Source organism: Pseudomonas xantholysinigenes, from assembly GCF_014268885.2.
In the GTDB taxonomy this organism is placed as follows: domain Bacteria; phylum Pseudomonadota; class Gammaproteobacteria; order Pseudomonadales; family Pseudomonadaceae; genus Aquipseudomonas; species Aquipseudomonas xantholysinigenes.
Window position 1 is genome coordinate 2,271,506 of sequence record NZ_CP077095.1, and the last position, 25,507, is coordinate 2,297,012.

The 25,507-nt window shown below is 61.1% G+C and carries 28 protein-coding genes, 1 tRNA gene and 4 pseudogenes; 22 read left to right on the top strand and 11 right to left on the bottom strand.

Features of this window, described 5'->3' with window-relative positions:
* From HU772_RS10335 to HU772_RS10375, 9 genes are all read left to right on the top strand, one after another.
* Window positions 1-456 carry a GNAT family N-acetyltransferase gene (locus tag HU772_RS10335; RefSeq protein WP_186662324.1) on the top strand — a complete coding sequence of 152 codons (456 nt, stop codon included), beginning with the start codon at window positions 1-3 and terminating at the stop codon, window positions 454-456.
* Entirely contained in the window at window positions 446-952 is a 507-nt protein-coding gene (locus tag HU772_RS10340) for a hypothetical protein (protein WP_186662325.1), read from the top strand. Before HU772_RS10335 ends, HU772_RS10340 begins: the two co-directional genes overlap by 11 nt.
* Window positions 952-2,967 (top strand): hypothetical protein, encoded by a 2,016-nt coding sequence (locus HU772_RS10345; RefSeq protein ID WP_186662326.1) that lies wholly within the window; start codon window positions 952-954, stop codon window positions 2,965-2,967. The genes HU772_RS10340 and HU772_RS10345 overlap by 1 nt, the downstream gene beginning before the upstream one ends.
* Window positions 2,964-4,904 (top strand): hypothetical protein, encoded by a 1,941-nt coding sequence (locus HU772_RS10350; protein ID WP_186662327.1) that lies wholly within the window; start codon window positions 2,964-2,966, stop codon window positions 4,902-4,904. Before HU772_RS10345 ends, HU772_RS10350 begins: the two co-directional genes overlap by 4 nt.
* A gap of 62 nt (window positions 4,905-4,966) precedes the next feature.
* Window positions 4,967-7,534, top strand: a complete 2,568-nt coding sequence (locus HU772_RS10355) for a hypothetical protein (protein WP_186662328.1) — start codon at window positions 4,967-4,969, stop codon at window positions 7,532-7,534.
* Window position 7,535: 1 nt separating this feature from the next.
* On the top strand, window positions 7,536-7,874 hold the full coding sequence (locus tag HU772_RS10360; RefSeq protein ID WP_186662329.1) for a hypothetical protein: 339 nt from the start codon (window positions 7,536-7,538) through the stop codon (window positions 7,872-7,874).
* Window positions 7,864-9,492, top strand: coding sequence for a phage terminase large subunit (gene terL / locus HU772_RS10365; protein ID WP_186662330.1), 1,629 nt, complete (start codon window positions 7,864-7,866; stop codon window positions 9,490-9,492). Before HU772_RS10360 ends, terL begins: the two co-directional genes overlap by 11 nt.
* Before the next feature lie 23 nt (window positions 9,493-9,515).
* Window positions 9,516-11,579, top strand: a complete 2,064-nt coding sequence (locus HU772_RS10370) for a putative phage tail protein (protein WP_186662331.1) — start codon at window positions 9,516-9,518, stop codon at window positions 11,577-11,579.
* A gap of 14 nt (window positions 11,580-11,593) precedes the next feature.
* Window positions 11,594-11,905, top strand: coding sequence for a hypothetical protein (locus HU772_RS10375; RefSeq protein WP_186662332.1), 312 nt, complete (start codon window positions 11,594-11,596; stop codon window positions 11,903-11,905).
* Here HU772_RS10375 and HU772_RS10380 read toward each other — a convergent pair.
* Together HU772_RS10380 and HU772_RS10385 are read right to left on the bottom strand one after the other, a co-directional pair.
* Window positions 11,877-12,290, bottom strand: a complete 414-nt coding sequence (locus HU772_RS10380) for a phage protein NinX family protein (protein ID WP_186662333.1) — start codon at window positions 12,288-12,290, stop codon at window positions 11,877-11,879. The genes HU772_RS10375 and HU772_RS10380 overlap by 29 nt on opposite strands.
* Window positions 12,287-12,616, bottom strand: a complete 330-nt coding sequence (locus HU772_RS10385) for a hypothetical protein (protein WP_186662334.1) — start codon at window positions 12,614-12,616, stop codon at window positions 12,287-12,289. Before HU772_RS10385 ends, HU772_RS10380 begins: the two co-directional genes overlap by 4 nt.
* A 516-nt stretch (window positions 12,617-13,132) precedes the next feature.
* Here HU772_RS10385 and HU772_RS25420 point away from each other — a divergent pair.
* The 6 genes and pseudogenes from HU772_RS25420 to HU772_RS10405 all read left to right on the top strand — a co-directional run.
* Window positions 13,133-13,408: pseudogene (locus HU772_RS25420) on the top strand (hypothetical protein); the annotation flags it as partial.
* A pseudogene (locus HU772_RS10390) lies at window positions 13,306-13,536 on the top strand (DUF2514 family protein); the annotation flags it as partial. The pseudogenes HU772_RS25420 and HU772_RS10390, both read left to right, overlap by 103 nt.
* Window positions 13,537-13,801: 265 nt before the next feature.
* Window positions 13,802-14,011 (top strand): hypothetical protein, encoded by a 210-nt coding sequence (locus HU772_RS24955; RefSeq protein ID WP_225923125.1) that lies wholly within the window; start codon window positions 13,802-13,804, stop codon window positions 14,009-14,011.
* 49 nt (window positions 14,012-14,060) lie between these two features.
* Window positions 14,061-14,228, top strand: a complete 168-nt coding sequence (locus HU772_RS10395; protein WP_367617148.1) for a hypothetical protein — start codon at window positions 14,061-14,063, stop codon at window positions 14,226-14,228.
* A 74-nt stretch (window positions 14,229-14,302) separates the two neighbouring features.
* A complete protein-coding gene (locus HU772_RS10400; protein WP_186662335.1) occupies window positions 14,303-14,596 on the top strand; it encodes a hypothetical protein in 294 nt (97 codons plus the stop codon).
* A gap of 1 nt (window position 14,597) precedes the next feature.
* Window positions 14,598-14,857, top strand: a pseudogene (locus HU772_RS10405) (hypothetical protein).
* Between the two features lie 269 nt (window positions 14,858-15,126).
* Here HU772_RS10405 and HU772_RS10410 read toward each other — a convergent pair.
* Both HU772_RS10410 and HU772_RS10415 read right to left on the bottom strand, forming a co-directional pair.
* Window positions 15,127-15,561, bottom strand: a complete 435-nt coding sequence (locus HU772_RS10410; protein WP_437182421.1) for a site-specific integrase — start codon at window positions 15,559-15,561, stop codon at window positions 15,127-15,129.
* A 308-nt stretch (window positions 15,562-15,869) separates the two neighbouring features.
* Entirely contained in the window at window positions 15,870-16,319 is a 450-nt protein-coding gene (locus tag HU772_RS10415; protein ID WP_186662336.1) for a hypothetical protein, read from the bottom strand.
* A 124-nt stretch (window positions 16,320-16,443) separates the two neighbouring features.
* Here HU772_RS10415 and HU772_RS24960 point away from each other — a divergent pair.
* Window positions 16,444-16,617: pseudogene (locus HU772_RS24960) on the top strand (putative metallopeptidase); the annotation flags it as partial.
* Between the two features lie 559 nt (window positions 16,618-17,176).
* Here HU772_RS24960 and HU772_RS10420 read toward each other — a convergent pair.
* On the bottom strand, window positions 17,177-18,373 hold the full coding sequence (locus tag HU772_RS10420; protein WP_186662826.1) for an IS256 family transposase: 1,197 nt from the start codon (window positions 18,371-18,373) through the stop codon (window positions 17,177-17,179).
* A gap of 273 nt (window positions 18,374-18,646) precedes the next feature.
* Between HU772_RS10420 and HU772_RS10425 the strand changes: the two genes are divergently transcribed.
* Window positions 18,647-19,072, top strand: coding sequence for a GNAT family N-acetyltransferase (locus tag HU772_RS10425; RefSeq protein WP_186661607.1), 426 nt, complete (start codon window positions 18,647-18,649; stop codon window positions 19,070-19,072).
* A 9-nt stretch (window positions 19,073-19,081) separates the two neighbouring features.
* Here the strand turns inward: HU772_RS10425 and HU772_RS10430 are convergent, their stop codons facing one another.
* Together HU772_RS10430 and HU772_RS10435 are read right to left on the bottom strand one after the other, a co-directional pair.
* Window positions 19,082-19,291: a DUF6434 domain-containing protein gene (locus HU772_RS10430; RefSeq protein WP_186661608.1), complete on the bottom strand. Its 210-nt coding sequence runs from the start codon at window positions 19,289-19,291 to the stop codon at window positions 19,082-19,084.
* 432 nt (window positions 19,292-19,723) lie between these two features.
* On the bottom strand, window positions 19,724-20,155 hold the full coding sequence (locus HU772_RS10435; protein ID WP_186661609.1) for a hypothetical protein: 432 nt from the start codon (window positions 20,153-20,155) through the stop codon (window positions 19,724-19,726).
* 338 nt (window positions 20,156-20,493) lie between these two features.
* Between HU772_RS10435 and HU772_RS10440 the strand changes: the two genes are divergently transcribed.
* Entirely contained in the window at window positions 20,494-20,679 is a 186-nt protein-coding gene (locus HU772_RS10440) for a hypothetical protein (RefSeq protein WP_186661611.1), read from the top strand.
* Between the two features lie 29 nt (window positions 20,680-20,708).
* On the opposite strand, the gene HU772_RS10445 is transcribed toward HU772_RS10440, so the two are convergent.
* The 3 genes from HU772_RS10445 to HU772_RS10455 form a co-directional block, all read right to left on the bottom strand.
* Window positions 20,709-21,122 carry a DoxX family protein gene (locus HU772_RS10445; RefSeq protein ID WP_186661613.1) on the bottom strand — a complete coding sequence of 138 codons (414 nt, stop codon included), beginning with the start codon at window positions 21,120-21,122 and terminating at the stop codon, window positions 20,709-20,711.
* A gap of 105 nt (window positions 21,123-21,227) precedes the next feature.
* Window positions 21,228-21,312 (bottom strand) — tRNA-Leu (locus HU772_RS10450).
* Window positions 21,313-21,405: 93 nt separating this feature from the next.
* A complete protein-coding gene (locus HU772_RS10455; RefSeq protein ID WP_186661615.1) occupies window positions 21,406-21,618 on the bottom strand; it encodes a hypothetical protein in 213 nt (70 codons plus the stop codon).
* A gap of 104 nt (window positions 21,619-21,722) precedes the next feature.
* Here HU772_RS10455 and HU772_RS10460 point away from each other — a divergent pair, with 104 nt between their 5' ends.
* From HU772_RS10460 to HU772_RS10475, 4 genes are all read left to right on the top strand, one after another.
* A complete protein-coding gene (locus tag HU772_RS10460) occupies window positions 21,723-22,010 on the top strand; it encodes a hypothetical protein (protein WP_186661616.1) in 288 nt (95 codons plus the stop codon).
* A gap of 105 nt (window positions 22,011-22,115) precedes the next feature.
* Entirely contained in the window at window positions 22,116-23,237 is a 1,122-nt protein-coding gene (locus HU772_RS10465; RefSeq protein ID WP_186661690.1) for a two-component system sensor histidine kinase NtrB, read from the top strand.
* Between the two features lie 6 nt (window positions 23,238-23,243).
* Window positions 23,244-24,689, top strand: coding sequence for an ATPase domain-containing protein (locus HU772_RS10470; RefSeq protein WP_186661618.1), 1,446 nt, complete (start codon window positions 23,244-23,246; stop codon window positions 24,687-24,689).
* Window positions 24,690-24,693: 4 nt separating this feature from the next.
* The gene (locus HU772_RS10475) at window positions 24,694-25,053 is read left to right on the top strand and encodes a response regulator (protein ID WP_186661620.1); all 360 of its coding nucleotides are present in this window, start codon (window positions 24,694-24,696) and stop codon (window positions 25,051-25,053) included.
* A gap of 70 nt (window positions 25,054-25,123) precedes the next feature.
* On the opposite strand, the gene csrA is transcribed toward HU772_RS10475, so the two are convergent.
* Window positions 25,124-25,321: a carbon storage regulator CsrA gene (gene csrA, locus HU772_RS10480; protein ID WP_186661622.1), complete on the bottom strand. Its 198-nt coding sequence runs from the start codon at window positions 25,319-25,321 to the stop codon at window positions 25,124-25,126.
* Between the last annotated feature and the right edge of the window lie 186 nt (window positions 25,322-25,507).

A 25,507-nucleotide genomic window follows, 5' to 3' on the forward strand; every position in this document is an offset into this window, starting at 1 on the left:
ATGATCCGGGCAGCCACACACGACGATATCCCCCGCCTGGTCGAACTGGGCACCTTACTGCATCACACCAGTAGCTATGCCGGCACCTCGTTCAACCCGGACAAGGTCGGTAGCTTTCTCGGCCAACTGATCGATGGCCTTGGCGTGGTCTTCGCTGCCGAGGTTGACGGCCAAGTGGTCGGTGGATTTGCCGGGGCAATCACTGAACAGTGGTTCAGCGATGACCTGCTGGCTTACGACTATTCGATCTTCATCGAGCCGGGTAAGCGCCACGGAATCATTGCCCTCAAGCTTATCCTGGCCTTCCAGAACTGGGCCACGGCCAAGGGCGTCAAGGAGATCCACATGGGCATCACCACGGGCATGAACGTAGAAGGCACGTCGCGGCTATACAAGCGGCTTGGCTTCGAATACGTCGGCCCGCTCTTCAAGATGGAGGTTGAACATGGGCGTTGAAACCATGGCGCTCGCGGCGATGGCCGCCGCGACTGCTTACTCGACCTACAACACGGTGCAGCAGGGCCGCCAGGCAGCAATGAATGCCAGCGCCCAGGCCGATCAAGCGCAACTCGATGCTGACAATGCTGCCAGCGCCGCCCGTGTACAGGCAGACCGAATCCGCAAGACCGCCCGGAGCCAGGCGGGGGAGGCCAATGCCGCACTCGCGGCATCCGGTGTTGAGGTGGGCGAGGGCACCGCGCTGAACATCAACCAGGAGATCTATGGCAACGCCGAGGAAGACGCGGTGATGACGATCCTGAACGGTGAGAATCAGCGCAAGCGCGGCTACGTGGACGCCAGCAACATGGCGCTCTATGGGCAGCAGCAGCGCGGCGCGGCCAATGCCCAGGCCATCGGAAACGTGCTTCAGGCTGGTGCGTCGTATGGCATGTGGAAAGCCAGCGCGGCAGGCCGAAACGGAACGGCATCGAAGGCCGGGGGGGCAGACTGATGGCTACTATCCCAATCGGGCCAGGTGCGGCCCGCGTACTGCCCGAGGCGCAGCAGAACCGCGTCATAACCATGGATCCAAGCTTGCAGTCCCGCGGGGCGCAGCAGGTGGCCGACACAGTGCAGCGTGCCGCCCTGGGCTTCCTCGATCAACGCCAGAAGGAAGACCAGGCGCTTGCCCGGGTTAAGGCAAGCAACGCCCTGTTCGAGCGCGAGACGCAGATCAGCACCATCAACAGCGACCTGGCCGAGCAGGTGCGCCTTGGCACACTGAGCCACGACAAGCTGGAGGAAGCCTACCAGGGCGCCGTGGCGAAGCTGGAGCCGCTGCAGGTGGCCGGGCTGTCCGAGGCCGAAGTCGAGGGTATGGGCCTGGCGCAGCAGCGCCTACAACTGGCCGGCCAGGATAGCGTCCGCAAGCTTGCCATCGGTGCTCGCGCTGATGCCGCCAAGGGTGACCTGGCCACCCGCCTGGACATGATCGGCAAGGAAGCGGCCATGCCCGGCGCCGATATCGGCAAGCTCAATGCCCGCCTGGATGGCGAGGACGTGGACATGGCCGGGCGCCTGGCCTACGGCGAGATGTGGCCGGCGCGCAAGCAGGAAGCCAAGGACGCGAACTGGACAACACAGGCAACCCAGCGGGTGGTTCAGGCCCGCGACGGGCTGGGCAGCCTGCAGCAGATCGAGCACGACCTAACCGCGGCTGACGGCTTCTACGCCGGCAAGCTGGACCCCGAGAAGCGCAACCAGTTGCTGAGCACTGTCACCGGCCGCATCTACCAGGTGAAGGAGCACAATCAGCGCCAGGCCGAAATGCGCGAAATGAAGGCCGAGCGGGTCTTGGCTCAGATGGACAGGCAGGCGGCCACCGGCATCCCGCCGACAGTGGCTGATCAGCAGCGGTGGCGATCGGCACTTTCCGGGACGTCGATGGCCGGCGAGTACAACACCCGCGTGCAGGAAATGAACGAAGTCCAGGGCCTGCTGCGAAAACCGATGTTGGACCAGCAGCAGTACCTGGATACGAAACGCCGCCAGCTCGCCGAGACCGGCGGCTCTGTCGCGCAGATCAACAACCTGAACCGCCTGCAAACCGCCGTCGACAACAACCTCAAGCTGATGCGCGATGACCCGCTGACATTCAACGCAATGCGCACCGGCCAGGACGTTGAGCCTCTGGATATCACTGGCATCGCCACTCCAGAGGGGCAGGCCAGGCTTGCCGAGCAGCTGGGGCAGCGCTATGACGTGGTGAACTCGGTGCGCAAGGCCTACGGCCCCGAGGTCGCCCGCAGTCCATGGAAGCCCGGCGAACAGGCCATGCTGGCTGCGGTGATCAACCAGGCGGACGATGCCACCAAGCTGCAGCTGTTCGGCACGCTGGCTCAGTCCGCGCCCACCGGCGCCGATTATGCGGCGGCCATCAAGCCGCTGGTTGCCGACCAGCCGGTAACCGTCCTGGCCGGGCTGGCAAAGTTCCGCGACCTCAAAGGGGCTGACGGTACCGACGTTCCCAAAATGCTGCTGCAAGGCCAGAAGATCCTGGCCGACAAGTCCGTGCCTATGCCGAAAGAGAACCTGATGCGGGCCGCGTTCGATGACAAGGTGGGCGCCGCGCTTGTTCCGGGAACCCCGCAGCGTGAGCAGGCCTACCAGGGCTTTAAGGCGCTGTATGCCAGCACGGCGTTGGCAGCCGGCAAAGCCTATGAGGAAGGCGACAACCTGGACCGCAAGACCACCGAGAAGGCTATCGAACTGGTCACCGGTGGAATTTCCGAGCGCGCTGGCCAGAAGGTGGTGAAGCCCTACGGCATGGAAGACAAGGCATTCGACAAGGCTGTCGACACTGAGCTGGAAGGCCTGGCCAAACGCACCGAGTTTCCTCTTGGGCAGCTGGAAGACATGCCTCTGTCGCCGGTACCAGGCAAGGAGGGCATCTACTACCTGCTCAACGCCGGGCGTGTCCAGGTTGACCCGAAGACCAACGAACCGATGATTGTGAGGGTGAAATGAGCTGGCTCAACGGGATGGTTGATGAAGGTGAGGTAGCCAGCCAGGATCAGCGCCTGGATCGCACCACTGATCGGCTGGCGCCGGGGTTCTTCACGGGGGCGCTTAGCACCGTGGGCCCCGGCCTTCTCCGTGGCGGCATCGAGGCAGCTCGCACGGCACAGACCACGGCCCTGCAGCTGGGCAGCGCTGCGATTGAGTCTGACCTGTCGATTGGTGCTTCGTACTTCCCCGAGTTCGAAGACGGCCAGATCCAGGCGCAGCAGGAGTTCGGCGAAGGCGAGGCCGCGCGAATTGGGCGCGAGACGGCCGAGTCAGTGATGAGCCTGCGACCAGATCCCGCCGAAGTTGGCATGGTTGGTCAGATCCTGGGAGAGGCCGCTGCCGTCCTGCCGCGCACAGTGGTGGGCGCTTTCGCTGCTGGCCCGCTTGGTGCTGCCGCCGCTGCTGGCGCACCTGCTGGCTATGCCGGCAAGCAGATCGCGATGGCCGAAGGTATCGACGAAACCACCGCCACCCTCAAGGGCCTGATCGATGCAGGCACGGTGGGGATCGGCGCCATGATTCCGGCAGCTCGTTTCGTTGGTCCGGTGGCCGGCGATGCGGCAATAGCCGTGGGCGCTAACGTAGGCCTAGGAATGGCTGGGCGCGGTGCCACTGCTGCCATCCTGGAGAATGGCGGCTACACCACCCAGGCCGCGCAGTACCGCGTCATGGACGGCACCGCCCTGGCAACCGATGCCATCCTCGGCGCTGCCTTCTTCGGTATTGGCCGCATGGGTATGCGCCGCCCAACCACCGAGCAGGTGGATGCTGCACTCTCCGAGCGCGCTGCCCAGCACTACGACGTCGACGTCGCGCCAGGCGCCCCGGTTGACCCACGCTCTGCCATGTCGCACCAGGAAGCCTTGCGCACTGCCATCGGCCAGCTGAGTCGCGGCGAACCAGTGGCAGTGCCCGACAGCATCCACAGTGCCGAATTCCTGCGCGGCACCGAAGCTCCCAGGCCCAAGGCACCAACCCGCGAAGAGGCGCTGGCAGCGGCTCGCCAGGAACTGGAGCCCACCATCCGCACCGAACTTGAAGGGGAGGCTGTGGGCCTGCTGCCGAACGTGGCCGACGTCCGTGCGGAACTGACTGGCGTGCAACGCACGCTGGATGGACTGGACGACACCTATCGTGAGCGTGCCAAGCAGGCCCAGGCAGAGGGAATGAGCCGCAAGCAGGCCGAGACAGCGGCCCGCCAGGCTATCGAGCAGGAGCGGCAACAGCTGACTGACCGTGTCACCGAGCTGGAGGGGCAGATACAGGGCAATCGATCCGCCGAGATTTCACGCGGCGAACTGGCCGCCCTGGCTCGCGGCGAAACCCCGGAGCGCCTGCAGCCTCGCATAGAGGCCCGCGCCGACGAGATCATGCAGGGCTTCGAGCGCAAGCCACTGGCTGCTGGCGTTACCCAAGGCAATGAGCGCCTGAGCCTGGCCGCTGCTGCCCGTGCCGAGATCGCCCGCCTGGTTGACGAGCAGGATGCCTTGGCGCCCCGGGCAGAGCCGGTTGGCCTGGATATCGGCGCGCCGAAGACTCAGTCCGCTCCCACAGGGAAAGCCCAGGTAGAACAAGGCGCGCAGGCCGATAGCGCGTCCCAGGAAGGTGGTCCCGCTCCCACAGCCGAGCGCGCCGATCAGCCAGCTCGCGATCCGGCCGACATGGCAAGCCCCAGCCAGGCCGATGCAGACCCAACGATCCAACTGGCCGACGAGATCATGGCGCGAACCGAGGACATGCGCCTTCCCACCGGCGCCATGGACGACGAGGGCCGCCCGGTCACCGTCTCCGCCCGCGAGCTTCTGGCCCAGGCTGACGACGACATTAAGGCCGCCCAGCAGGATGCACGTGGGTTCGCTGCTGCCGCCGCCTGCTTCCTACAGCGCGGGCTCTAAACGTCGGGAAACCGACTTCCTTCAAGCCATAGGCTTGCTCCCATTCCCCAAGGAGCAAGCCCATGCGCCCCGAATGCATCCAGGCCGTCACGCAGGCGATCGGCCGATCCCTCTCCCAGCAGGAAATCAAAGGCATCGAGAACCGGGTTCGCCAGAACATGAAGCAGCTGGCGCAGACCGATCCGCAGTGGCAATCCAAATCGGCCGCTGATCGCCTGACCGAGGCGGCACAGAAGTCGGCCCGCGACCTGGTGGCCGAAGCCGACCTCAAGAAAAAGCGCGTCGCACTGACCATCCTGGCCCACGACCGCATCCAGAGCTATATGGCCCGCTTCCCCGACCAGCCGCTGGAAGGCCTGGACCGCATGCTGGCGTTCTCCAGCGACGGCAAAAGCGGCATCCAGTCCATCGAGTCGACCACCCGAGCTGTCCGTGATGAGGCCCTGAGCCGCATGCTCGACGTCATCGACGTCACCAAAGGCAAGTTCATGGGGTTGTTCCAGGACCAGGATGGAAACCTTGCTCTGGTGCGCGAACTGCACGGAGAGGACTCCGGCAACCCGGTAGCCAAGGCTGCGGCCAAGTCGTTCCAGGACGTCACCGAGTCGCTGCGCCTGCGCTTCAACCGTGCCGGCGGCGACGTCGGCAAGCTTGATGACTGGGCCATGCCGCGCGACCACTCCCAAGTGAAGGTGGCCCGCGACCGCGATCAGTGGGTCAGCGATCACGTGAAGTGGGCGAACCGTGGCAAGTACATGAATGAAGACGGCTCGCCCATGAATGACCAGCAGCTGACCGAGTTCCTTGGGCACGCCTGGGAAACCCTGGCCACCGGCGGCTTGAACAAGCTGCAGCCTGGCGCCGTAGCCGGTAATGGGATGCGCGCCAACCGCGGCAGCGAGTCGCGGCAGATCCACTACAAGGATGCCGAGAGCTTCATCGCTGCCCAGCAGGCCTACGGCGAGCGGAACCTGCTCGAGCTTTTGATAGGCCACATCGACCGCGCGGCCCGCGACATTTCGCTGGTGGAGGCCCTGGGCCCGAACCCCAACCACCAAATGCGCTACTGGCTGGAGGAAGGCCAGAAACAGCAGATGGACAAGGCCCTGGCTGTCAAAGGGAAGAAGGGTGAAAAAGCCCGGGAGAAGGTGGAGAAGCAGCGCAAGTGGATCGAGAGCCTGTATGAGGAAGTGGCCGGCACCCGCGAACCGCCGGCCTCCGCCGCCATCGCCAACGGTTTCGACACCTACCGCGCCCTCAACGTAGCCAGCCGCCTGGGTTCTGCCGTGCTGACCTCGCTCACCGACCAGGGCACCCTGGGCCTTACCGCGTCCATGCAGGGCATGCCGGTGATGCAGGTGTTCGCCAACGAGTTGCGCATGCTGAACCCAGCCAGCAGTGCTGATCGCCGCCTGGCGCAGCGCGCGGGCCTTGGCCTGAACCAGATGATCGGCAGCCTGAACCGCTGGGGCGCCGATGGCTTGGGCACCACTGAGGCAATCTCGGGCAGGCTGGCCAAGTTCTCGCAGACCGCCGCCAGCAAGGTGATGCAGGTATCGGGCATGAACGCCATCACCGCCGGGGCGCAACGGGCCTTCGGCGCCACCATGATGGACACCATCGGCAGCATGACGCGCCGCTTCCAGGACTTCGCCAGCATGGATGCCGCCGATGCCAAGCGCCTGCAGGCTATGGGGATCACCGATGCCGACTGGTCGGTGTGGCGCCTGGCCCAGCCCGAGGACTGGCGTGGGGTTGGCGACCAGGTGCTGACCGCCGGCAGCATCTACCGTGTCCCAGATTCCCAGTTGACCGCGTTGGCCCAGCAGCACAAGAGCACGCCCAAGCGCCTCAAGGACCAGGCCGCCACCAAGCTGCTGGGTTCGGTGCTGGATGAAACCAACATGGCGATCATCGAGCCGGGGGCACGGGAGAAAGCCTTCATGCACGGTGGATTCGAGCGCGGCACCGTCAAGGGCGAGCTGGCGCGTAGCTTCTGGCAGTTCAAGTCCTTCTCTATTTCCATGATGATGCGGCACTTCAAGCGGGCCATGGCCCAGGAAACAGGCTGGGGGAAGGCCGGCTACATGGCGGCGCTGATGGCCAGCACCACCGTACTTGGCGGCATGGCGATTCAGCTGGGCGAACTGGCCATGGGGCGTGACCCCAAGAACATGCTGGACGATGGCCTGCTGGGTATTCCCGGCCTGCGCTTCGCCGCCGCTGCATTCCTCAAGGGCGGTTCGCTGGGCCTGTATGGCGACTTCCTGTTCAGCGACCAGACCCAGGGCGGACAATCTGCTCTGGCCTCCCTGGGCGGCCCCATCGCTGGCGATATCGAGTCCATCTTCAAGCTCAAGGGAACGGCTGCCGACGGCAACGTCGATAGCACTGGTGGCAACCTGGTGCGCCTGCTCAAGAGCCATACACCCGGCGCGAACCTCTGGTACACGAAGGCCGCGACCGACCACATGATCTTCCATCAGCTGCAGGAATATTTCTCGCCTGGCTATCTGCGCAACATGCGCCGGCGGGCGCGCAAGGAGTTCGGCCAAGAATTCTGGTGGGAGCCAGGCGAAACGATGCCAGACCGCGCCCCATCGCTGGGCGCCGCAGTAGGGGAGAACTGATATGCGTGATGACCAGATCGTGCGCTTGCAGGCATTGACCGAGCGCCTGGGCGAGGTTGTGATCACCGAGCTTGATCCGCATCAGTGGCCGGGCGCCGACAAGGCCCTGGCCGAACTGACCCAGCAGGAGCGGGGGGACAGGTACTGGTGCAAGAAGAACGCCGCCGCCACCATGACCCTGCTGCTCAAGGCGGTGAACATTGCCGGCCTGCTGAACCGCCAGAAGCCGGCGCCGGATGCTGGCGCCGCCATCGACGAACTGGACGGCGAGCTGGCTGCCGCCGAGCGCGAGGCCCAGGCCATCATCGAGCGGATGCAGCGAAACGGTAATGTCCACTGACCCCGAGAAGAAAGTCAGCCTGCTGGTCTTCTTCCTGATTTGGGCAAAGCGGATGCGGTGGGAGGTGCCGGACATTCACGTCCAGGCGCTGATATGGCTGGAGGCCAAGGGGCCTCTGGCCGTTTTGCGTTGCTTCCGGGGCTTCGGCAAGTCCACCATCCTGGCGATCTACAACGCCTGGCGGTATTACCGCGATCCCACGTTCCGCATCCTGCACCAGTCCGAAGCCGACGGTACGGCGTACAAGACCAGCCGCGACACCCAGAACGTCATACGCAACCACCCGCTGACACGCCATCTGCTACCGCCCAACCAGGGAACGGTAGAGCAGTGGTGGGTCGAGGGCGCCGCTGACTTCCGTAACGCCTCGATGTTCGCCAAGGGCATCCTGTCGAACGTCACATCGGCGCGCGCTGACGAGTGCCAGAACGATGACGTTGAGGTGCCGCGGAACATCCAGACTCCCGAGGCCCGAGAGAAGCTTCGGTATCGCCTGGGCGAGCAGACGCACATTCTGGTGCCTGGCGGCAGCAAGCTGTTCATCGGAACACCCCACACCCATGACAGCTTGTACGACGAACTGGAGACCATGGGCGCGGACTGCCTGACCATCCGCATGTTCAAGCACGAGCACCGGATCGAGCTGGCCAAGGATCTTGCCTACCGCGTCCCGTTCGTGCCCGACGTGGTGTTCTCTGGCATCGGCAAACTGTCGCGGGTGCTGGTGGAGGGCAAGGACTACCGCCTGGTGGATGCCGGTATCGAGTTCTCGGAGCCGCCTGGAACGCTGATCGACTGCTATGCCGGCAGCGCCTGGCCCAAGCGCTTTAACCTGGAAGAGCTGGAGCGCCGACGCCGGGAAACCCGGACGATCAACGAATGGGACAGCCAGTACCAGCTGCACAGCAAGCCGGTCACCCAAGTACGGCTCGATCCGGCCCGCATGATCCCGTACGACATGGTGCCCGAAATCCGCTACGCCAACGGTGCCTGCGCCATGTACCTGGGCCCGGTCCAGATCGTCGGCGCGGCTGCTTACTGGGACTGCTCTCTAGGGAAAATCAAGTCAGATGCCTCAGCCTTCTCGCTTGTCCTGACGGACGAGCGGGGCCGTCTCTACTGGCACGTTTGCAAGGGGCTTGAAGGTGAGATCGCCGAGTTCGATGAGCGCACCGGCAGGATTATCGGAGGCCAAGTGCACCAGGTTCGCGAACTGGTCATCAAGTACCAGATCCCCAGAGTGGTGGTGGAGACGAACGGACCTGGCGGTTTCGTGCCAACTATCCTACGGCAAGCCTTGAAGGGTACGGGCTGCGGGGTGGGCGAGGAGCACAGCAGCACCAACAAGCAGAAGAGAATCTTGGATGCTCTGGAGTCGCCTTTGTCGGCAGGTTTCCTGTGGGCCCACATTGATGTGCTGCGCGGACCGCTCTGGGACCAGATGCGAGACTTCAACCCGGCAGTGACGGACCAGGCTGACGACTACCTCGACTCGGGTGCTGGCGCTATCGCCCAAACCCCCGTGCGCATTGGCCGAATAGTCGGGAAACCGACGGAGGTCAGGCAGGACCATTGGCGTACCAATGCGGGCGTGCACGAGGTGCAAGTCGACTACTAGCCCGCCAGTACCAGGGGGTGACCATGGCAGTTCCAGCAGGACCAACCGAGAAGAGTTATGAAGGGAACGGGGTCGCGACCGTTTTCACCGTTCCTTTCCTTGTCATTCAGGCGACTGATCTTGCGGTTTATGTGGATGGAACAAGGTTGACCTCCGGCTATACCCTGTCTGGTGTTGGCAACCCTTCCAGTACCGTGACATTTTCCTCGGCTCCGGCACCCCTTGCACAAATTATCTTTCAGCTCGATGTTCCCTTCGAGCGTCTGAATGACTACCAAGAGAACGGCGATTTCCAGGCTGAGACCGTCAACCGTGACTACGACAGGATCTGGCAGGCTCTTAAGCAACTTCTCAGATATTTCGGTCGAGCGCTCACGCTTGCCCCTTTCGATATTGATGGCACAGGTCGCTTTCTTGCCCGTGGGAATCGAATAGTAAATTTGGCCGATCCAGTTGATCAGCAGGATGCTGTCACAAGGAAGTGGGTCGGGGACTACCTTGACCAGGTGAGCGGGAACGTAAATACCACTGTTGGTATCACATATAACGGAGACTCCCTATACAACTATTTGATGCTCGGAGTTTCCAGGACAGTTAACTCTATCGCTTCCTTGCGAGCACTTCAGCGGATTCGAAATCAGCGTGCTTTTGTGCTTGGGTATTATTCGGCGCTCGATGGTGGCGGCGGAACCTATTACGCGGACCTGAGCGATACAAGCAGTGCAGATAATGGTGGGACTATCATCGTTGGCGCCGATGGCACACGATGGAAACTGAAAGTCGAAGGGTCTATAGATGTCAAACAGTTCGGTGCTAGGCCTGATGACGAGACAGGAGCGGGAACCGACAGTTATGCCGCCATTCAGGCTGCTATCAACTGGGCCGTGCAGTCTAAGACTACTCGGGTGACTGCGGTAGGCAAGTTCAGGACCAGCAATACCATCGTCATGAATACCGGCGTCTTCATGCAGACACTTGTGCTTGATGGTTGTGGCCAGAATTCGCGCATCAGGTGCACCGGAGCTGACAAGGACGTCATCCAATTCTCCACTACCCAGTTCATGCGAATGGGGGGGGTCCGGGACATCGAGATTCAGGCCGGCGCAACTGCTGGTCATGGCGTGAACATCGTGTATGGCGCCCAGCAGTGCCAGTTCATTAACGTGACGGTTACCGCGCTGAATCCGGTCAAGAACTGCTGGAGGGGTGTATGGAGCGCGTTTGCGGTAGGCGAAGGCGGTTGCTTCGACTGCATCTGGGATGGTGGTGATCTGTACGTGACCACTTCCCATACAACCTACGGGATTTATTTCCTGACAAACGGTACCTGTTTCAACGAGAACCAATTCAGAGGAATGCGCTGGAACCAGGCGACCAACACGTACTTCGCCTACGTCGGCAACGTACATTCGACATCCTACCTAGTGAACAACCACTTTAAAGGGATCAACTTCGAGATCTGCAAAGGTGGCGGTCTGCTGATGTACTGCGGACGCGGCACAATTTTCGAAGGGCTTTCGTATTGGGATGCCGGCACCTACAGCAATCATCTTCTCCACTTCCCTAATGTGCCCGGTTTGCGCATGACGGGTACCGTAATCCGTGGGTTTCAGCGCAACGGCGATACGCTCGCGGTAGGTGTTCGCGACATCTTTATCGAGATCGCTGATGAAACGACAATTTCTGGATTGACCGGCGGATCGTCATACGACTGGGGCGGGAACCTGGTCGTTATCGAAGGGCCAAAGCTCGCGCTGGGCATTGAGCTGAACTACGGAAACCGGGTCTACGCAAACCACAAGACCTTGAGCATATGTGCAGGGGAAATTACCGGGTCGACTGGTGCTGGCATCTGGGCAGAGAACGTAGCGACGATTGTTCGATTGTCGGCGGGGAAGTACCGCATCACGTTTATTGCCCAGTCTCGAGCCGATGTTAACTACACGGTTGACGCTGGAATATCGGGAACCCCGGCGTTCTTTTCTCCGGCAATCGACAAACAGCTTACGTACTTTGACCTCACGTACACGCGGTTCGATGGCGCGGCCGCCGATCCCACAACGATCATGTTCAGAATGATTGGATAGAGAGGAGGGGCGGCATGGACATTCAAGCCACCAGCACGGGCTGGGTCAGCGTCTACAGCCTGAGCGGCATTGCCACCGGCACCGGCCTGGAGGTGCAGAACAAAAATTCCAACCTGGTCACCATCCAGGAAAGCGCAGCAAAGCCGGCGGACACCGACTTCTCAGGTCGCCTGCTTCGCTACTGTGATGTTGGCGAGGTATGGGCCGGATCGCCTGGGGTGTGGGTGCGCGGCGCCATGAACCAGATCCACCTCAACGTTCAGCGCAGTGAGCCGTCGCCGGATGGGCAGGTGCAGGTCATGGCGTCAGTTCCTTCGGAACGTTGATTGGTTCTCCGTGTCTGGCGGCGACGATGGCGCGACAGGCAGCGACCAGGTAGTCGGGGCCAATGGCCGAGAACATCTGCCCTGAAGCAACGATAACTTCTGCCCGAACAAGCCCCTCCGCAAAGCTGAAGGTCGGCCAATGCTCGTCAAACAGCGGCCCTCCTTGAGCCCAGTTTGTTGATGGAGCCCACTGATCCTTGGGATGAAAGCCGCCGCTATTGACCCAGAGCGTCCCGTCATCGTCATTCATCGACACGGTGCCCTCTGGAGGGCATAGGCCGCCATCGGGGTAGACGTAGACCTTTCCATGCGCGACTACAGCAACCGCCCAGTTGAGCGCCTCGCCGGCCAGGTCTGCCGTCTTCACTTCGATCAGGTCGGTCATGGCTTCACCTCGCGGCGCGCCCACCAGAACACCGGGCCGTCGTCGGTATCGTGGATGGCCAGGCAGAACCAGCCATCACCCTCAGGTTTGCCGGGCTCCCAGTAGCCGCAATGCGGCTCATCGGATGCGAAGTATCGATCAGCGATCTCTTCCGGTGCGTCAGTTTCCAGATGGACCATGACCAGCTGCAGGCCCTGCTGCGCGATCCAGGCCTTGCACTTCTCGCCGTCGCCCTCGTCGAAGTCGGGCAGGTCGGGGTGTTCAAACATCCCGTATTCGTCGCGCACGACCGGCGCTGGCTGGATCAGCTTGATTTCTTCAGGCATGACGATTCCTTGGCCGCCATATCGCGGCAGTTGTGAAAGTTCGTAACCGTTTCAATTTATTTCTGGAGAAATTGAGGAAGCTCTATACGCTGACCATTACGTCAACTTTCTTCCATTTTTCTCGAAGGCCCGACCATGCGTAATCGCGGGAAGGTGTACTGGGATTGGGCCGATCCGCAGTTGCATTTCCGCAACTGCGATCAGCGTCTGTCCTGCGGCACCCTGATCAATGTACAAGTGCGCACTTCAGCTCTCGGAGCTACCCAGCTCTTCTTTGGTATCTACAAAGAGAGGGGTGAGCTGCTGCTTGAAGAGAGCTATGTCGACTGCAATGGCCAGACGATGAGTGCGGCTATGGCATGGGCGCTGGAGCATGCGAAGGAGTGGGTTGCGACCACCTTTCCCACGAAGCCCGTTCCAGCTAGACAGCCCTTACCGAGGAAGGGGTCGCGCCTCGCAAAGTAGAGGGAGAGGGGTTACAGCTGAATGGAGTACATCCGTACTCCTGTGGTCAGGATGGCTTCCGTTATTGTTTGGCCAGGAACAGCGCTCGCACCTCAATGCGCTCCACTGGGGTTGCCGTCCAGTGATCGAATTCACTGCGTTCGCATTCGCGCCATGGGGTCCATCTTCCGTTTAGGCCCTGTACGCGAATCTGCTGCGATACCTGCTCGCCCTGGTGCTTCTGGGCTGGCCGGCGGCTGCGCGACGAAGTCAGCAAGCTCAATGCCACCGTCGGTTGTCCCGGCACGGATACCGCCGCTTCCGCTCGAGGCGAAGCAGCCCGCCGCGCCGCCATGGTGCTCTCCGAACTGCTCTCACAGGCTGATGCTCGAGCGGGAGAGCTGGCGGCAGCGTTTGACCGAGCCCGAGTAGCTGGCCTGGCATGCGAATCGTCCTACGACCACTTGGTGGAGTAGTGCGGCTAGGCGCAAACGGAATGAACCCTGCTTTATAGCGCCGTGTCACAACAAGCTCGTGATGTTTTCGGCGCCACAAGGCGAAGGAGAGGTTATGCGAAGGAATGAGCTGAGGAGAGAGGTACAGGCTTGGGCCATGGTGGCGCTTTGGGTCTGCTGCATTATCCTGGCCACAGCGGCCTGGCACGGCATACTGACTTAAAGCGGTGCTCGTTGCGGTGCGCTTGCGCCTATACTGCCCTGGTCAAGCCACCAGGGCAGAGCCGTGAAGCGAACCATTGAGGGAATGATAGAGGCGGGTGAGCCGTTGATGCGCGAGGCCCTTGAGGCACTGCGCGCGTATCAAGACGCTGAAAAAGGTGGAGCCCCTTCCGAAGAGCTGAGGCGGCTACGGTTACTTGCCGACTCGCTCTATCAGGCTGTGGTTGACTACCAGCTTCTGGCTGCAGGCCATCCCCCATCGACGATTCAATGAGCAGGCCAAGCGCATGAAACGACCCGCTCCACTTCAGCCTGATCACCCCATGTATACCGATGCCGTGGCCGCGTACAAGCGGTATCGGGATGCACAGGAAGCCGGCGCGCCTGCAGAAGAGCTCGAGCACCTAAGGCAGCATGCTGAGTTCCTGTTCCAGTCAGCAGCGGACTACCAGCTCTACGCCCTAGAACATCAGCCCTTGGTTCGTCACTGAGGCGCCAGACGGTAGTGGCCTGAGTATCCGTTTGGATGATCAAATACTGTATCTATATACAGTATTGGTGCCACATGTACTTTCTTCTCGTTCGCCGCCGCGAGCGCGGCGTCGCCATCCCCAACGAAAAGCTCGCCAAGATCAAGCCGCTGCGCGCGGACGTGCACATTGAGTACGGGCACAGCAAAGTACTGGGCCGCCCATGCATCGAGGCCTGGGTGTTCAACCCGACGCCGAGCAACGACATCATCCCGCGCTTGCACGACGCCTGCGTCAACGGCATGGCCCAACTGGGCATGAATATCACAGGCTTTGAAGAGATCGACGGCGTGCTTTATTCGCAATCGTGGTGGTGCCGTGTTGAGTAGCCTGGCAGGTATACCGCAGCCTTGGCTTGATGAGTTGGCCGACCAGACGGCCCTGGTCGCGGACCCGGACGGGCGCGCCGTGGTGCTCAACGAAATGGCCTATGCCGCCCGGCGGCGCAATGATGTCGATGCCGGCATGCTATCCGACATGCTGGAGCTGACCGAGGCGGCCAGGTTGTGGGCGTTGCTGGAGGGTGAGGTGGTAGGGGGGGTGACGAGCCAGGACGGATCGTGGTCGGCAGGACGCCGGAGGATGGGTGAAAATCAGTTCCAATACTAGAATGGAGACCCTTGTAGAATGCGGCTTGCAGCTGGCCGATTTCGATTTTGTTTTGGAACTGATATTGATGTGCGGGACGCAGTGGATGGGAATTCCTAGATCGGATTGCAAATCCGTCTACGCCGGTTCGATTCCGACCTCGGCCTCCACCATTCGAAAGCCCCGCAGATCTAGTTCTGCGGGGTTTTTATTTGCGCAGAGAAAAGCAGATCGTTTCCGCATAATCTGGCATCGTTTCCGCATCAGCCTGCTACTTGGTCGGACTGACGACCTCACCAACACGGCGGTACACCCGCTTCGTGATGTCCTCCTTGGAGTGGCCAAGCAGCCTGCTGGCCTGGCTGATGTCCTCGATTTCAGAGGCAGCTTTTGGCCGGATGTCCCTGAACTGGAACTGCGCTATCCGGTTGGCCAGGTCAGGCTTTTTCTCCAGCTCAGCCTTCACTCTGGCTGTCTCTCTCGCTTCGGCCCATCTGTTGCGAAGCATCCCCCAGCTCATGCGCTTCCCGTGCTCGTTCAGAATGAAGAACGGCGAAAGGTGCCGGCTTGTGCTTCGCATGATCCGGTCGAGCAGCAGGCCCAGGCTGTTCTTCACATCGTCCGTTTCAGTCACGATCCTCAGTTGCTTGCCTGTCTTGCCTTGGCTGACCAGCAGGTAGATCCCCTCCATATCGTCCTTGCGCATGGACAGCACGTCCGATGGCCGCTGGCCGGTCAGGTACGCTAGGTCCATTGCATCCTTCGGCTCTGGTGGAGCTTCCTCATATACCGCCTGCTACTCCGTCACCGGCATCTGGAGGCAGGATCTGGACCCAGCCAGCCCTTGACGCTATCGGCAGCGGATCAGCATACGCCCTGGCCGCAATGGATATGGGCGCAAGCGCAGAAGATGCGGTGCGCGCCGCCATGAAGCGCGACATCTACACCGTCGGCAAGGTCATGACGTTTCGCGTAGCAGGGTAGGTGTGCCGCAGGTTAGTGCGACCTTCTTATTTAGTTCATGCCGTCAAAGATGATCTTGGCACTCACCAGTTTCTGATCGTTGAGGGTCAGAGTACAGACGGATTCAGGAATGATCTTGCCTGGCCCAGTTTTCAATGGAGCGCATTTCAGCAGCCCAGTTCGATCACCGAAAGGCAGTTTATAACCTTGAAAGGTTTTGCTGATTTCAAGCTTGAACGGTTGACCGTATCCAACCCCAGCGAAGACTCCAGGCTCGCCATCACTTAAGAAACCAGTGGCTGGAGTAGCGCAGATTGTTCCCTCTGTACGCTTGCCATCAATCAGGTTTGCGTCTGTGTAGCAGTTCATAAACCCCTTTTGCGTCGCTATGGCGCCGGTACCTTTATCGGTCCAGGTTGCCGGAGGTTGCATGGCGCAGCCCGCGAGAAGTGATACGCCAATAGCGGAAATGGCGAGAGGAATGACTTTAGCGAAGAGCATGGGGGAGCGTCCTTTCTGAATAGGGCGCTACAAATACCGGCAACACGCCATCATTTCAAGATTCAGGTGATCCATGAGTAGACCGATGCCGCCAGCCGATCTACTCGAATCCCTGTAGCTCTCGCTGCGCCCGGCCATCGGTGTGTGGGGTTGGATACAGAGCGAGATCCTTGCCGATACCGGCAGCATCCACAATCCGGATCACGCCCACTTGATCGGCGCCAACGTCGGCGTGTTGTGGGCCTCCTCTGGATTCGCCAAGCAGGGGCGAGTAGTCCTTGGCCAGGCCGAGCAGTTGAGCCGGCCCAGGCCGATTACGGTATCAAGGCCGCCCAGCAAGGTGTTCGTGGCTTTGCCGCCGCTGAGGCTTGCTTTCCGCAGCGCGGTTTGGATTGAATGCACAATCTGCCACCATATAAGAAGGGATCGCCATGAAATGGATTGCGCTGGGAATCCTACCGCTGGTCTTGACTGGCTGCGCTACAACAGGGAAGTACGAGAAAGTGCTACAAAGCTGGGTTGGCTCAACCGAGTTGGAGCTAGTTCAAAAGTGGGGACCACCACAGCAGGCATATGATGCTGGTGGTCATCGCTTCTTGGTCTATTCGAGCGGTGGAAACATGTACTTGCCCGGGACTTCTCCGACATATCAAACCACTGTGGTGGGGAATACGGCATACACCAATTCGTACGGAGGTACCCCCGCTATGAACGTAGCCCTTTCTTGTACCACTACATTCGAACTCGCCAACGATGTCATCATGAGTTGGTCATGGCGCGGTAACCACTGCGTGTCGGACGATCGTGTCCCAGGAAGTGGTGTAACTCATCATGAGCTTGGCCACTGAGTTTGCCGTTTAGTTGATCACGGCCGACAACTTGGCCTGCGGATTATCGCTGACCGCCTCGAAGGCCTCCAACTGCATGTAGCGCCGTTGCAGGCACCATTCGTCGTTCTGCTCCAGTAGCATCGCCCCAACCAGCCGGGTGATCGCCGGGTCGTTCGGGAATATACCCACGACTTCGGTGCGTCGCTTGATCTCCGCGTTCAACCGTTCCAGCGGATTGGTGCTGTGAAGCTGCTGCCGGTGCGGCTTGGGAAACGCCATGTGCGCCAGCACGTCATTTTCGCAGTTGTCCATGAGCGCCGCGATCTTCGGGTACTTTTCTCGTAACTGATCAGCGACCTGCCGCCATTGCTTGTGGCATTCCTCTCGGCTGTCCTGGGCAAATACGGTGCGTAGAAAGGCCGCCACGATCGTGCGTTGGCCCTTGCCAACATGGGCCATGGCGTTGCGCATGAAATGAACGCGGCAGCGTTGCCACGTCGCGTGAAAGACCTTGGATACAGCTGCCTTTAGCCCTTCATGAGCGTCGGAAATCACCAGCTTTACGCCTCGCAGCCCGCGCCGCGTCAGGCTTCGCAGGAAGTCCGTCCAGAACGGTTCGGCTTCCGAAGGGCCAACTCGCATACCCAAAATCTCGCGCCCACCGTTGGTGTTCACCGCCACGGCGATTATGACGGCGGCCGACACGATACGACCTGCTTCCCTGACCTTGACGTAGGTGGCGTCGATCCAGAGGTAGGGCCAGTCACCCTCAATGGGGCGATCAAGGAACGCATGAACACGCTCATCAATCTCGCCGGCCAGCCGCGAAACCTGGCTTTTCGAGATGCCGGACATACCCATGGCCTTTACCAGCTCGTCCACCGAACGCGTTGAAACGCCTTGGATGTAGGCTTCCTGAATCACCGCCGCCATGGCCTTTTCGGCGGTGCGTCGCGGTTCAAGAAAACCAGGAAAGTAGCTGCCTTGGCGCAGCTTTGGGATCTTCAGGTCAACGTCGCCGGCGCGGGTCTGCCAGAGGCGATCCCGATAGCCATTGCGGCTGTTTGTCCGGTCTGGGCTTTTGACATCGAAGCCGGCACCGCACAGGCTTTCGACATCGAACTCCATCATGCGCTGGGCAACGAACTGGATCATTTGCTTGAGCAGATCAGCGTCTGCCCCTTTCTCAACCAACTCGGTCAATGCGATAGTGGGCTTGGTCATCGTGGTTTCTCTGGTGAAGGTTAAGTCCGCAAACTCAACGTTAGCCAAGAACCACGATGACCATCCTCTTTCGCCCGCAGGGCGCATTCGGCTGGTTCAGTTACACCACTTCCTGGGACAGGATCTGTCGGACTGATCAAGCGTCGGTAAATCGACATCCTTCAAGCCATAGGCTTGCTCCCATTTCTCAAGGAGTAAGCCCATACACCTCGACGAGCATCCAATTGCAGTTGAGCCCAACCCGATCAATGTGAACATCCACAAGGACTAGCGATGAGCATGCGTATCGAAATGGTGGCCAGCCCAGGAGACGAGGAGCGTTCGGCCATCGTCAAACCCTTGAGAGCCCACAACCGCGCCAAGGCGGGCGATCCAAAGATCGAGACCATCGCCTTGCTGGTGCGTGATGAGCATACCCAGGAGGTTCTCGGCGGGCTCTGGGCGGAGGTGTTCTACCGCTGGCTGTACATCGAGCTGCTTGCGATACCCGAGCAGAGCAGGGGGCAAGGCATAGGCACGCGCCTGATCGGCATGGCCGAAGAGGTCGCTCGAGAAAAGGGCTGCATCGGCATCTGGCTGGATACCTTCGATTTCCAGGCGCCCGCATTTTATGAGCGAAACGGCTTCAGCCGTTTTGCCAATCTTGAAGATTTCCCCCCGGGACATACGCGCTTCTACTACCAGAAACGCCTGGTTTGATCGACGGGATCAGGACTTGCGCGTACGCAGCCATTGATCGGCGACATCCCCCATGGTGGCTGACGTACCGCTTTTGATCCAGGCCATGAAGGCGCGGTCGAACTTGAACGCCTCGCCACATTCCTCGACGAGGAACTGCCTGACTTTCTGTGTGTTGCGGTAGTGCCGGTCCAGTGGCGTGGCGCGGGTGATCGGACCTGCGTGCCAGTCGAAGCTCATGACCTTCTCCTTGCCTATCCGTGTGCGCGGTTGAGCATAGCAGTACATCGGCCAGGCTACGGCTACAAAAGGGGTATGGCAAAGGCCAGGAGGACGGCAAGCGCGGCTCGGTCACAAGGGCGCGACAGGGCGGCTTTTCGATCGATCGGGGAATGTGCTCGGCATCTTCGACGGCGCATTCGATTGACGCTGCGCAGGTTTGCACTGCAGGCAAGAAAAGGCCCGCTGGGGGAGGCGGGCCAAGTGTTTCACGGATGAGGCTTGAGCATGCCACGGTCCAAGTGAAAAACTTGTCAACGATCAGTCGATTTGAAAAGCATGCGGCAAAAAAAGAAAACCCGCCAAAGAGGCGGGTTGAACAGAACGTATCGAAGCCAGGTCAGTCTGCCTCGACGAATGTCAGAATTTCGTGAAGGCCATGCCTGTTGTGCTTCAGTAACCGTTACTGAATTTTTCATCGATCTTGCGTTTCTGCATGGCGTACTGCCTGGCGTCGATCTCTTCCGAGATGAGCTGGTTGTCGAGCGCGTCCATCTGGCTTTTCTTCAAGCGTGACACGTGGGCGCGGGTGGCCTGGTAGTTGATCGACTCGGCGGCGTTGTAGCCGCTGATCGGGTCCCAGAGGATCGACAGGGGCCACAGCAGCAGGTTGGCGATGCCATAGCCGTAGGCTCGGCCATAGAACGAACCGCCGCCTGGCAGCAAGCCCAGCGCGGCAGCGCCGCCAGGGCTCTTTTCACGCACATCGAGATTCTGCGCGCGGTAGTAGCCCAACTCTTGTTCCTGCACTGAATTCAGGCCGCTGGCGCACCCGGTGGTCAGGGCGATGAGGGCAGCGGCAATCAGATGACGGGCAGTGGGCATTGCAGTTTCCTTGGTTTTTCAATGACTTGTCTCGCGTTCCGGCGCGAGGGGCGGCATCCTACCGCAAGTAGTGGCATATTGCCTTATTGTTTTGCACGCTTTTGCATGGGGGTGGCGCCTCTGTTGCGCCAGGATGACTTGGTTCAAAGATGGCGGCGCCAGCCCCATGCTTGACTTACGGCGCATAAAAAAGCCCGCCGTAAAGGCGGGCAAGCACGTTTTTGAAGGGAGAGCCGCCAACTTGCGCCTTGTCGGTTAAGTCAGGGTTAATCGTGGGAAAGATTGACCGGCCTTGCCGATCGGCCTATATAGGCGGGCTGTTGTTACTGGAGTCAGCAATGCGCGACGAAGACGATCTGCCCGAACCTGAGCATGACCACCTGCTCGATCATGAATTCCACGACCACTTCGACCCTGAGGCGGATGCCCATGGCGCGCTGGATGACGTCGAGGAGGATGAGTCGCTGGCGGACGATTTCGATGACGATGACCACCCAGCCTGGCACGACGACTGCGACGACTGATGCCGCAGGCCGTCGCGCCGCAAGGGCTGTCAGCGACGGTCGAGGGAGATGCGTCCGGCACCTGAGACCGCCAGTGCCAGCAACCCGCCGACAATACTCAGGTTTTTCAGGAACTGGGTCATGTTGGCGCTGCGTTCGGGCTCGACCATGTTCCAGAACGGGTGGCCGAGCAACGCGGTGCCGAGGACGAACAGGGCGAACAGCAGGGCCAATGGACGCGTATAGAAGCCGAGAATCAGCAGGATGCCGACCGCGAATTCCATGATCACCGCCACGGCCGCCGCCAGTGTCGGTGCCGGCGCGCCGAGGGAGGTCATGTAGCCGACCGTGCCTTCGAAGCCGGTCAGCTTGCCCCAGCCAGAGAGCACGAACAGGATCATCAGCAGGATGCGGGCGAGCAGCAGGATAAGGTCGCGTTGGCCTTCGAGCAGGGTATAGCGCATGGTGGCGCTCCGGTGGACAGGGACACTGTCCACTCTAGCAGCTGCATGGCGGATTGCCGCCAGACGCGAAGAAGGCGCCGCTAGGGCGCCTTCATCGACAGAAGATGGTGCGAGTGGCGGGACTCGAACCCGCAAGGCTCACGCCGACAGATTTTAAGTCTGCTGTGTATACCAATTCCACCACACTCGCACGTTTGACCGCTGCGCTTCATGGGCAGAAGGGCCTGCAAATCAAGGCCGCTTTATAACCCATTGTTATAGAAGCGTCAACCGGGCGCCGAGTTCAGGGCTCGATGGCGTCGGCGATCTCGCGCATGTCGCCGGCCGAATGCCGCAAGCCTTCGGCATGCTCCTGCATGGTCTTGGCATCGGCCTGGTGCACCGAATGACGAAGGTACTGGGCATGCCCGTCCAGGGCCTGGCACAGGTCGTCCAGCTCGTTGGCGGTGCGCAACAGGTCGTCCTGCAAGCCTTGCATGCGAAGGTTGAAAGTCATCTCGCGTCCTTGGGTCCAAGAGGCGGGGGCCACTATAGGCCAATTGACACGCTACTGCCATTACGCCACTGTGGGCGCCATTGGATCCAATTGAGCCTATCACCATGTCAGGGACTTCTACCGACCCCACCTCAACCGGGCGTATCGTGCGACCCAAGTTGTTCTGGCGGCTGCTGTTCATTCTGGTCTGCCTGGTGGGGGCATTCCTTTATGCCGGCTTCATGAGCCTGGGCGGTTACCTGCTGATGCTCGGCTTCGATCAGCTTCACCCAGAACCGCAGCGCTTCATGGCCCTGGGCGGTGGCGGGGCGATCGTCCTGGTGGGCTTGTGGTTGCTCAAGGTGGCGATGCCGCGCCGCCTGGTACCGTCGCTGGTGGAGCGCGACAACTGACGATCCGTCGCATCAGGCCCGGCTCTTTTGACTACGCTCTATATGTCCTTTCGCGGTGCTTGCGGAGCTCGCATGGATTCATCTGGCCGTACTTCCACGTCGACGATGTCCGAGGCTCGCTATGAACAGCTGGTTCAAGCGGTGGTCGACTATGCCATTTATATGCTTGACCCAGATGGTCATGTGGTGTCGTGGAATGCTGGCGCCGAACGCATCAAGGGGTATCGCGCCGATGAGGTGATCGGGCGGCATTTTTCGCTGTTCTTCACCGCCCAGGATTGCGCCGAGGGCCGTCCGCAACGCTTGTTGCACCAGGCGCTCGAGCAGGGCTGCGCCCAGGATGAAGGTTGGCGGGTGCGCAAGGACGGCACGCAGTTCTGGGCCCTGGCGGCCCTCGATGTCATCCGCGACAGCCAAGGCCAGGTCATTGGCCTGGCCAAGGTCACCCGCGATATCACCGACCGCCGCGAGTCCGCGCTGCAGCTCGATGCCATGCGCGCGCAGCTGTTCCAGGCTCAGAAACTCGAGGCCCTGGGGCAACTGACTGGCGGTCTGGCCCATGACTTCAACAACCTTCTGACGATCATCCTCAGCTCCGCGCGGCTGGCGCTCAACAGCCAGGACCCGGCGCGTATCCAGCGTCTGCTCGAACACGTGCTCGACGCAGGCCAGCGTGGTACGCAATTGACCCAGCAACTGCTCAGTTTCGCCCGTCACCGTCAGTTGAACGTTGCCAGCCTGGCGCCGGGCAAGGTGATCGAAGCCACCTGCGGCCTGCTCGAACATGCCTTGCCCCGGGACATCGAGCTGCAGCAGCAGGTCGCGAAGGACTTGCCGATGATCGAGGTGGATGCCGGGCAGCTGCAGATGGTGCTGCTCAACCTGATGTTCAACGCCCGCGATGCGATAGTGGGCGCAGGGCGGATCGTCCTGGCGGTTGAGTGCGTGCAGTTGGCCGGGGACGTGGAAGGCCTGCATGGACGTTTCGTGCGTTTCGATGTACATGATGATGGCCAGGGCATAGACCCACAGTTGCTGCCGCGGATTTTCGAACCCTTCTTCACCACCAAACCGTTCGGCAAAGGCACCGGGCTCGGTCTCAGCCAAGCCTATGGGTTTGCGCGGCAGAGCCTGGGTGCGATCTGCGTCAGCAGTCAGCCAGGTGTCGGCACTTGCATGAGCCTCTACTTGCCGGCGTATCCCGCCACCCCAACGACGGATGGATAGACAGCCATGGTGGAATCACTCAAGCGCCTGCCCACCGGGGTCGACGGGCTCGATGCGCTGCTCAAGGGCGGCCTGATCGCCGGCGCCTCGTATATCGTCCAGGGCCACCCGGGCGCGGGCAAGACCATCCTGGCCAACCAAGTGGCCTGCCACCATGTGCGCGAAGGAGGACGGGTGCTGGTGGCGACGCTGCTCAGCGAGTCCCACGAGCGTCTGTTCCAGTATCTGTCGACGCTGAGCTTCTTCGACCCGGAGTTGGTCGGCGACAGCATTCAGTTCGTCAGTGCCTTCGACACACTCGAACAGGAGGGGCTCGATGCCGTGGTGCGTCTGTTGCGCCAGGAAATTGGCCGGCAGCAGGCGACGTTGCTGGTGGTCGACGGCCTACTCAATGCGCGGTCTCGGGCACAAACCAGCCTCGACACCAAGAAGTTCGTGTCCGAGCTGCAAGGTCATGCCGCCTTTGCCGGTTGCACGGTACTGCTACTGACCAGCGCGCGGCTGGAGGAGGACAGCCCGGAGCACACCATGGTCGACGGGGTGATCGAGTTGAGTGAGCGTCGGGTCGGTAGCACGGCGGTGCGCCATGTGCTGTTGCGCAAGACGCGGGGCAGCGGGGCGCTTTCGGGGTTTCACGAGTGCCTGATCGACGAGGACGGGTGGCAGGTCTATCCACGCCTGGAGACGCTCTACAGCCGCCCAAGCCAGTCGGGCTCGCAGACCTTGAGTCGGGTCGCCACCGGGGTGCCCGACCTGGATGCCATGCTCGGCGGTGGCTTGGCCGAGGCCTCGGTGACCCTGCTGATGGGGCCTTCCGGAGTGGGCAAGACGGCACTGGGTATCGCCTTTCTCGCGGCCTCCAGCCAGGCGGCGCCGGGGCTGCATTTTGGATTCTACGAAACACCTACGCGCTTGCGCTTGAAGGCCTTGGCCCTGGGCTATGACCTGGCTGGGCTGGAAGGCAGCGGCGCGGTGCAACTGAGCTGGCAGCCGACCACCGAGGGTCTGCTCGACCAGGTTGGTGCACGGTTGCTGGAGCAGGTGAGCAGCCTGGGTGCCAGGCGCGTGGTGATCGACAGCCTGGGCGCTTTCGGCCGCCTGGCGCTGGAGCCGACTCGGCTGAACGCTTTCTTCCGCGCTTTGACCGGCGAGCTGCGCGCGCGCGGTGTGACGGTACTGCTGACCTGGGAGATGCGCGATATCTTTGGAGCGGAAATCACTGCGCCGGCGCCGGACCTTTCCAGCATCGTCGACAACCTGGTGCTGATGCGCTTCGCTGAACTTGATGCGCAGTTGCATCGCGCGCTGTCGATCGTCAAGGTGCGCGACAGCGACCACGATCCGGCCTTGCAGGCACTGAGCCTGGGGCCACGGGGCATCAGCTTGCAGCGAGCGTTCGACGGTGCCAGTGGGGTGCTCAGCGGATCGGCGACTACGTCGGGAGATCGCTGATGGGATGAATACCATCCTGATCGTCGATGACGAGTACCTGATTGCTGACATCCTCGGTTTCGCCTTGGAGGATGCTGGCTATCTGGTGGAAAAGGCCAGCAACGGGCTCAAGGCCCTGGAGGCGTTGAAGGAAAAACGCGTAGACCTGGTGATCACCGACTTTATGATGCCAGTCAAAAATGGCGAAGAGCTGTTGCGCGCGATCCGCGACGAACTGCTGCTGCCGGACTTGCCGGTCATTCTCATGAGCGGCGCCCAGGCCAGCCAGGGGCTAGTGAGCCCAGACGCGTTCGCAGCGGTGTTCGACAAACCGTTCGACATGGATCGGATGATCGCCACGGTACGTGAACTTCTGGAGCGCTGAGGCTCGAAACGGCACCCCGCGTGGGCGGGCAAGGGATCAGACGCATCCGTGCGGCATGATGCGCTTGGTTTCAGTGGTGCTCGTCATTCTTCTCTGGCGCGGGGCTACCGGCCTGAATGCGCTTGAAGATCTCTTCGCGGTGCACCTGGACATCCTTCGGTGCATCGATACCGATCCTCACTTGCATCCCCTTGACGCCCAGAATGGTGACCTTGATGTCGTCATTGATGACGATGCTTTCGCCAACCTTGCGGGTGAGTATCAGCATGTAGTTCTCCTTGGTGGTGTAGAAACCCGTGGGGCTTTTTTGCCCAGCGGTGGGAGCTTGTCCCTCTTCCTTCTCATTAAAGACGCTTTCGGCGGATAGTAATTCCCCGGCGAACAAATTCTGTTGCCGGTCTTTAGTCGCAGGAGCCGAACGACATGCGGCGATGGCCGTCGGCGAAGGTGCTCG

What these genes read in the sequence shown, in the direction of transcription:
- HU772_RS10380 (WP_186662333.1), bottom strand. Translation starts at nt 12,290, where the DNA reads ATGACCGACCTGATCGAAGTGAAGACGGCAGACCTGGCCGGCGAGGCG.
- HU772_RS10400 (WP_186662335.1), top strand. Translation starts at nt 14,303, where the DNA reads ATGTACTTTCTTCTCGTTCGCCGCCGCGAGCGCGGCGTCGCCATCCCC.
- HU772_RS10470 (WP_186661618.1), top strand. Translation starts at nt 23,244, where the DNA reads ATGGTGGAATCACTCAAGCGCCTGCCCACCGGGGTCGACGGGCTCGAT.
- HU772_RS10455 (WP_186661615.1), bottom strand. Translation starts at nt 21,618, where the DNA reads ATGACTTTCAACCTTCGCATGCAAGGCTTGCAGGACGACCTGTTGCGC.
- HU772_RS10440 (WP_186661611.1), top strand. Translation starts at nt 20,494, where the DNA reads ATGCGCGACGAAGACGATCTGCCCGAACCTGAGCATGACCACCTGCTC.
- HU772_RS10375 (WP_186662332.1), top strand. Translation starts at nt 11,594, where the DNA reads ATGGACATTCAAGCCACCAGCACGGGCTGGGTCAGCGTCTACAGCCTG.
- HU772_RS10355 (WP_186662328.1), top strand. Translation starts at nt 4,967, where the DNA reads ATGCGCCCCGAATGCATCCAGGCCGTCACGCAGGCGATCGGCCGATCC.
- csrA (WP_186661622.1), bottom strand. Translation starts at nt 25,321, where the DNA reads ATGCTGATACTCACCCGCAAGGTTGGCGAAAGCATCGTCATCAATGAC.
- HU772_RS10425 (WP_186661607.1), top strand. Translation starts at nt 18,647, where the DNA reads ATGAGCATGCGTATCGAAATGGTGGCCAGCCCAGGAGACGAGGAGCGT.
- HU772_RS10445 (WP_186661613.1), bottom strand. Translation starts at nt 21,122, where the DNA reads ATGCGCTATACCCTGCTCGAAGGCCAACGCGACCTTATCCTGCTGCTC.
- HU772_RS10385 (WP_186662334.1), bottom strand. Translation starts at nt 12,616, where the DNA reads ATGCCTGAAGAAATCAAGCTGATCCAGCCAGCGCCGGTCGTGCGCGAC.
- HU772_RS10420 (WP_186662826.1), bottom strand. Translation starts at nt 18,373, where the DNA reads ATGACCAAGCCCACTATCGCATTGACCGAGTTGGTTGAGAAAGGGGCA.
- terL (WP_186662330.1), top strand. Translation starts at nt 7,864, where the DNA reads ATGTCCACTGACCCCGAGAAGAAAGTCAGCCTGCTGGTCTTCTTCCTG.
- HU772_RS10415 (WP_186662336.1), bottom strand. Translation starts at nt 16,319, where the DNA reads ATGCTCTTCGCTAAAGTCATTCCTCTCGCCATTTCCGCTATTGGCGTA.
- HU772_RS10435 (WP_186661609.1), bottom strand. Translation starts at nt 20,155, where the DNA reads ATGCCCACTGCCCGTCATCTGATTGCCGCTGCCCTCATCGCCCTGACC.
- HU772_RS10465 (WP_186661690.1), top strand. Translation starts at nt 22,116, where the DNA reads ATGTCCGAGGCTCGCTATGAACAGCTGGTTCAAGCGGTGGTCGACTAT.
- HU772_RS10475 (WP_186661620.1), top strand. Translation starts at nt 24,694, where the DNA reads ATGAATACCATCCTGATCGTCGATGACGAGTACCTGATTGCTGACATC.
- HU772_RS10395 (WP_367617148.1), top strand. Translation starts at nt 14,061, where the DNA reads ATGTATACCGATGCCGTGGCCGCGTACAAGCGGTATCGGGATGCACAG.
- HU772_RS10335 (WP_186662324.1), top strand. Translation starts at nt 1, where the DNA reads ATGATCCGGGCAGCCACACACGACGATATCCCCCGCCTGGTCGAACTG.
- HU772_RS10430 (WP_186661608.1), bottom strand. Translation starts at nt 19,291, where the DNA reads ATGAGCTTCGACTGGCACGCAGGTCCGATCACCCGCGCCACGCCACTG.
- HU772_RS10350 (WP_186662327.1), top strand. Translation starts at nt 2,964, where the DNA reads ATGAGCTGGCTCAACGGGATGGTTGATGAAGGTGAGGTAGCCAGCCAG.
- HU772_RS10460 (WP_186661616.1), top strand. Translation starts at nt 21,723, where the DNA reads ATGTCAGGGACTTCTACCGACCCCACCTCAACCGGGCGTATCGTGCGA.
- HU772_RS10345 (WP_186662326.1), top strand. Translation starts at nt 952, where the DNA reads ATGGCTACTATCCCAATCGGGCCAGGTGCGGCCCGCGTACTGCCCGAG.
- HU772_RS10410 (WP_437182421.1), bottom strand. Translation starts at nt 15,561, where the DNA reads ATGCGCAAGGACGATATGGAGGGGATCTACCTGCTGGTCAGCCAAGGC.
- HU772_RS10340 (WP_186662325.1), top strand. Translation starts at nt 446, where the DNA reads ATGGGCGTTGAAACCATGGCGCTCGCGGCGATGGCCGCCGCGACTGCT.
- HU772_RS10360 (WP_186662329.1), top strand. Translation starts at nt 7,536, where the DNA reads ATGCGTGATGACCAGATCGTGCGCTTGCAGGCATTGACCGAGCGCCTG.
- HU772_RS10370 (WP_186662331.1), top strand. Translation starts at nt 9,516, where the DNA reads ATGGCAGTTCCAGCAGGACCAACCGAGAAGAGTTATGAAGGGAACGGG.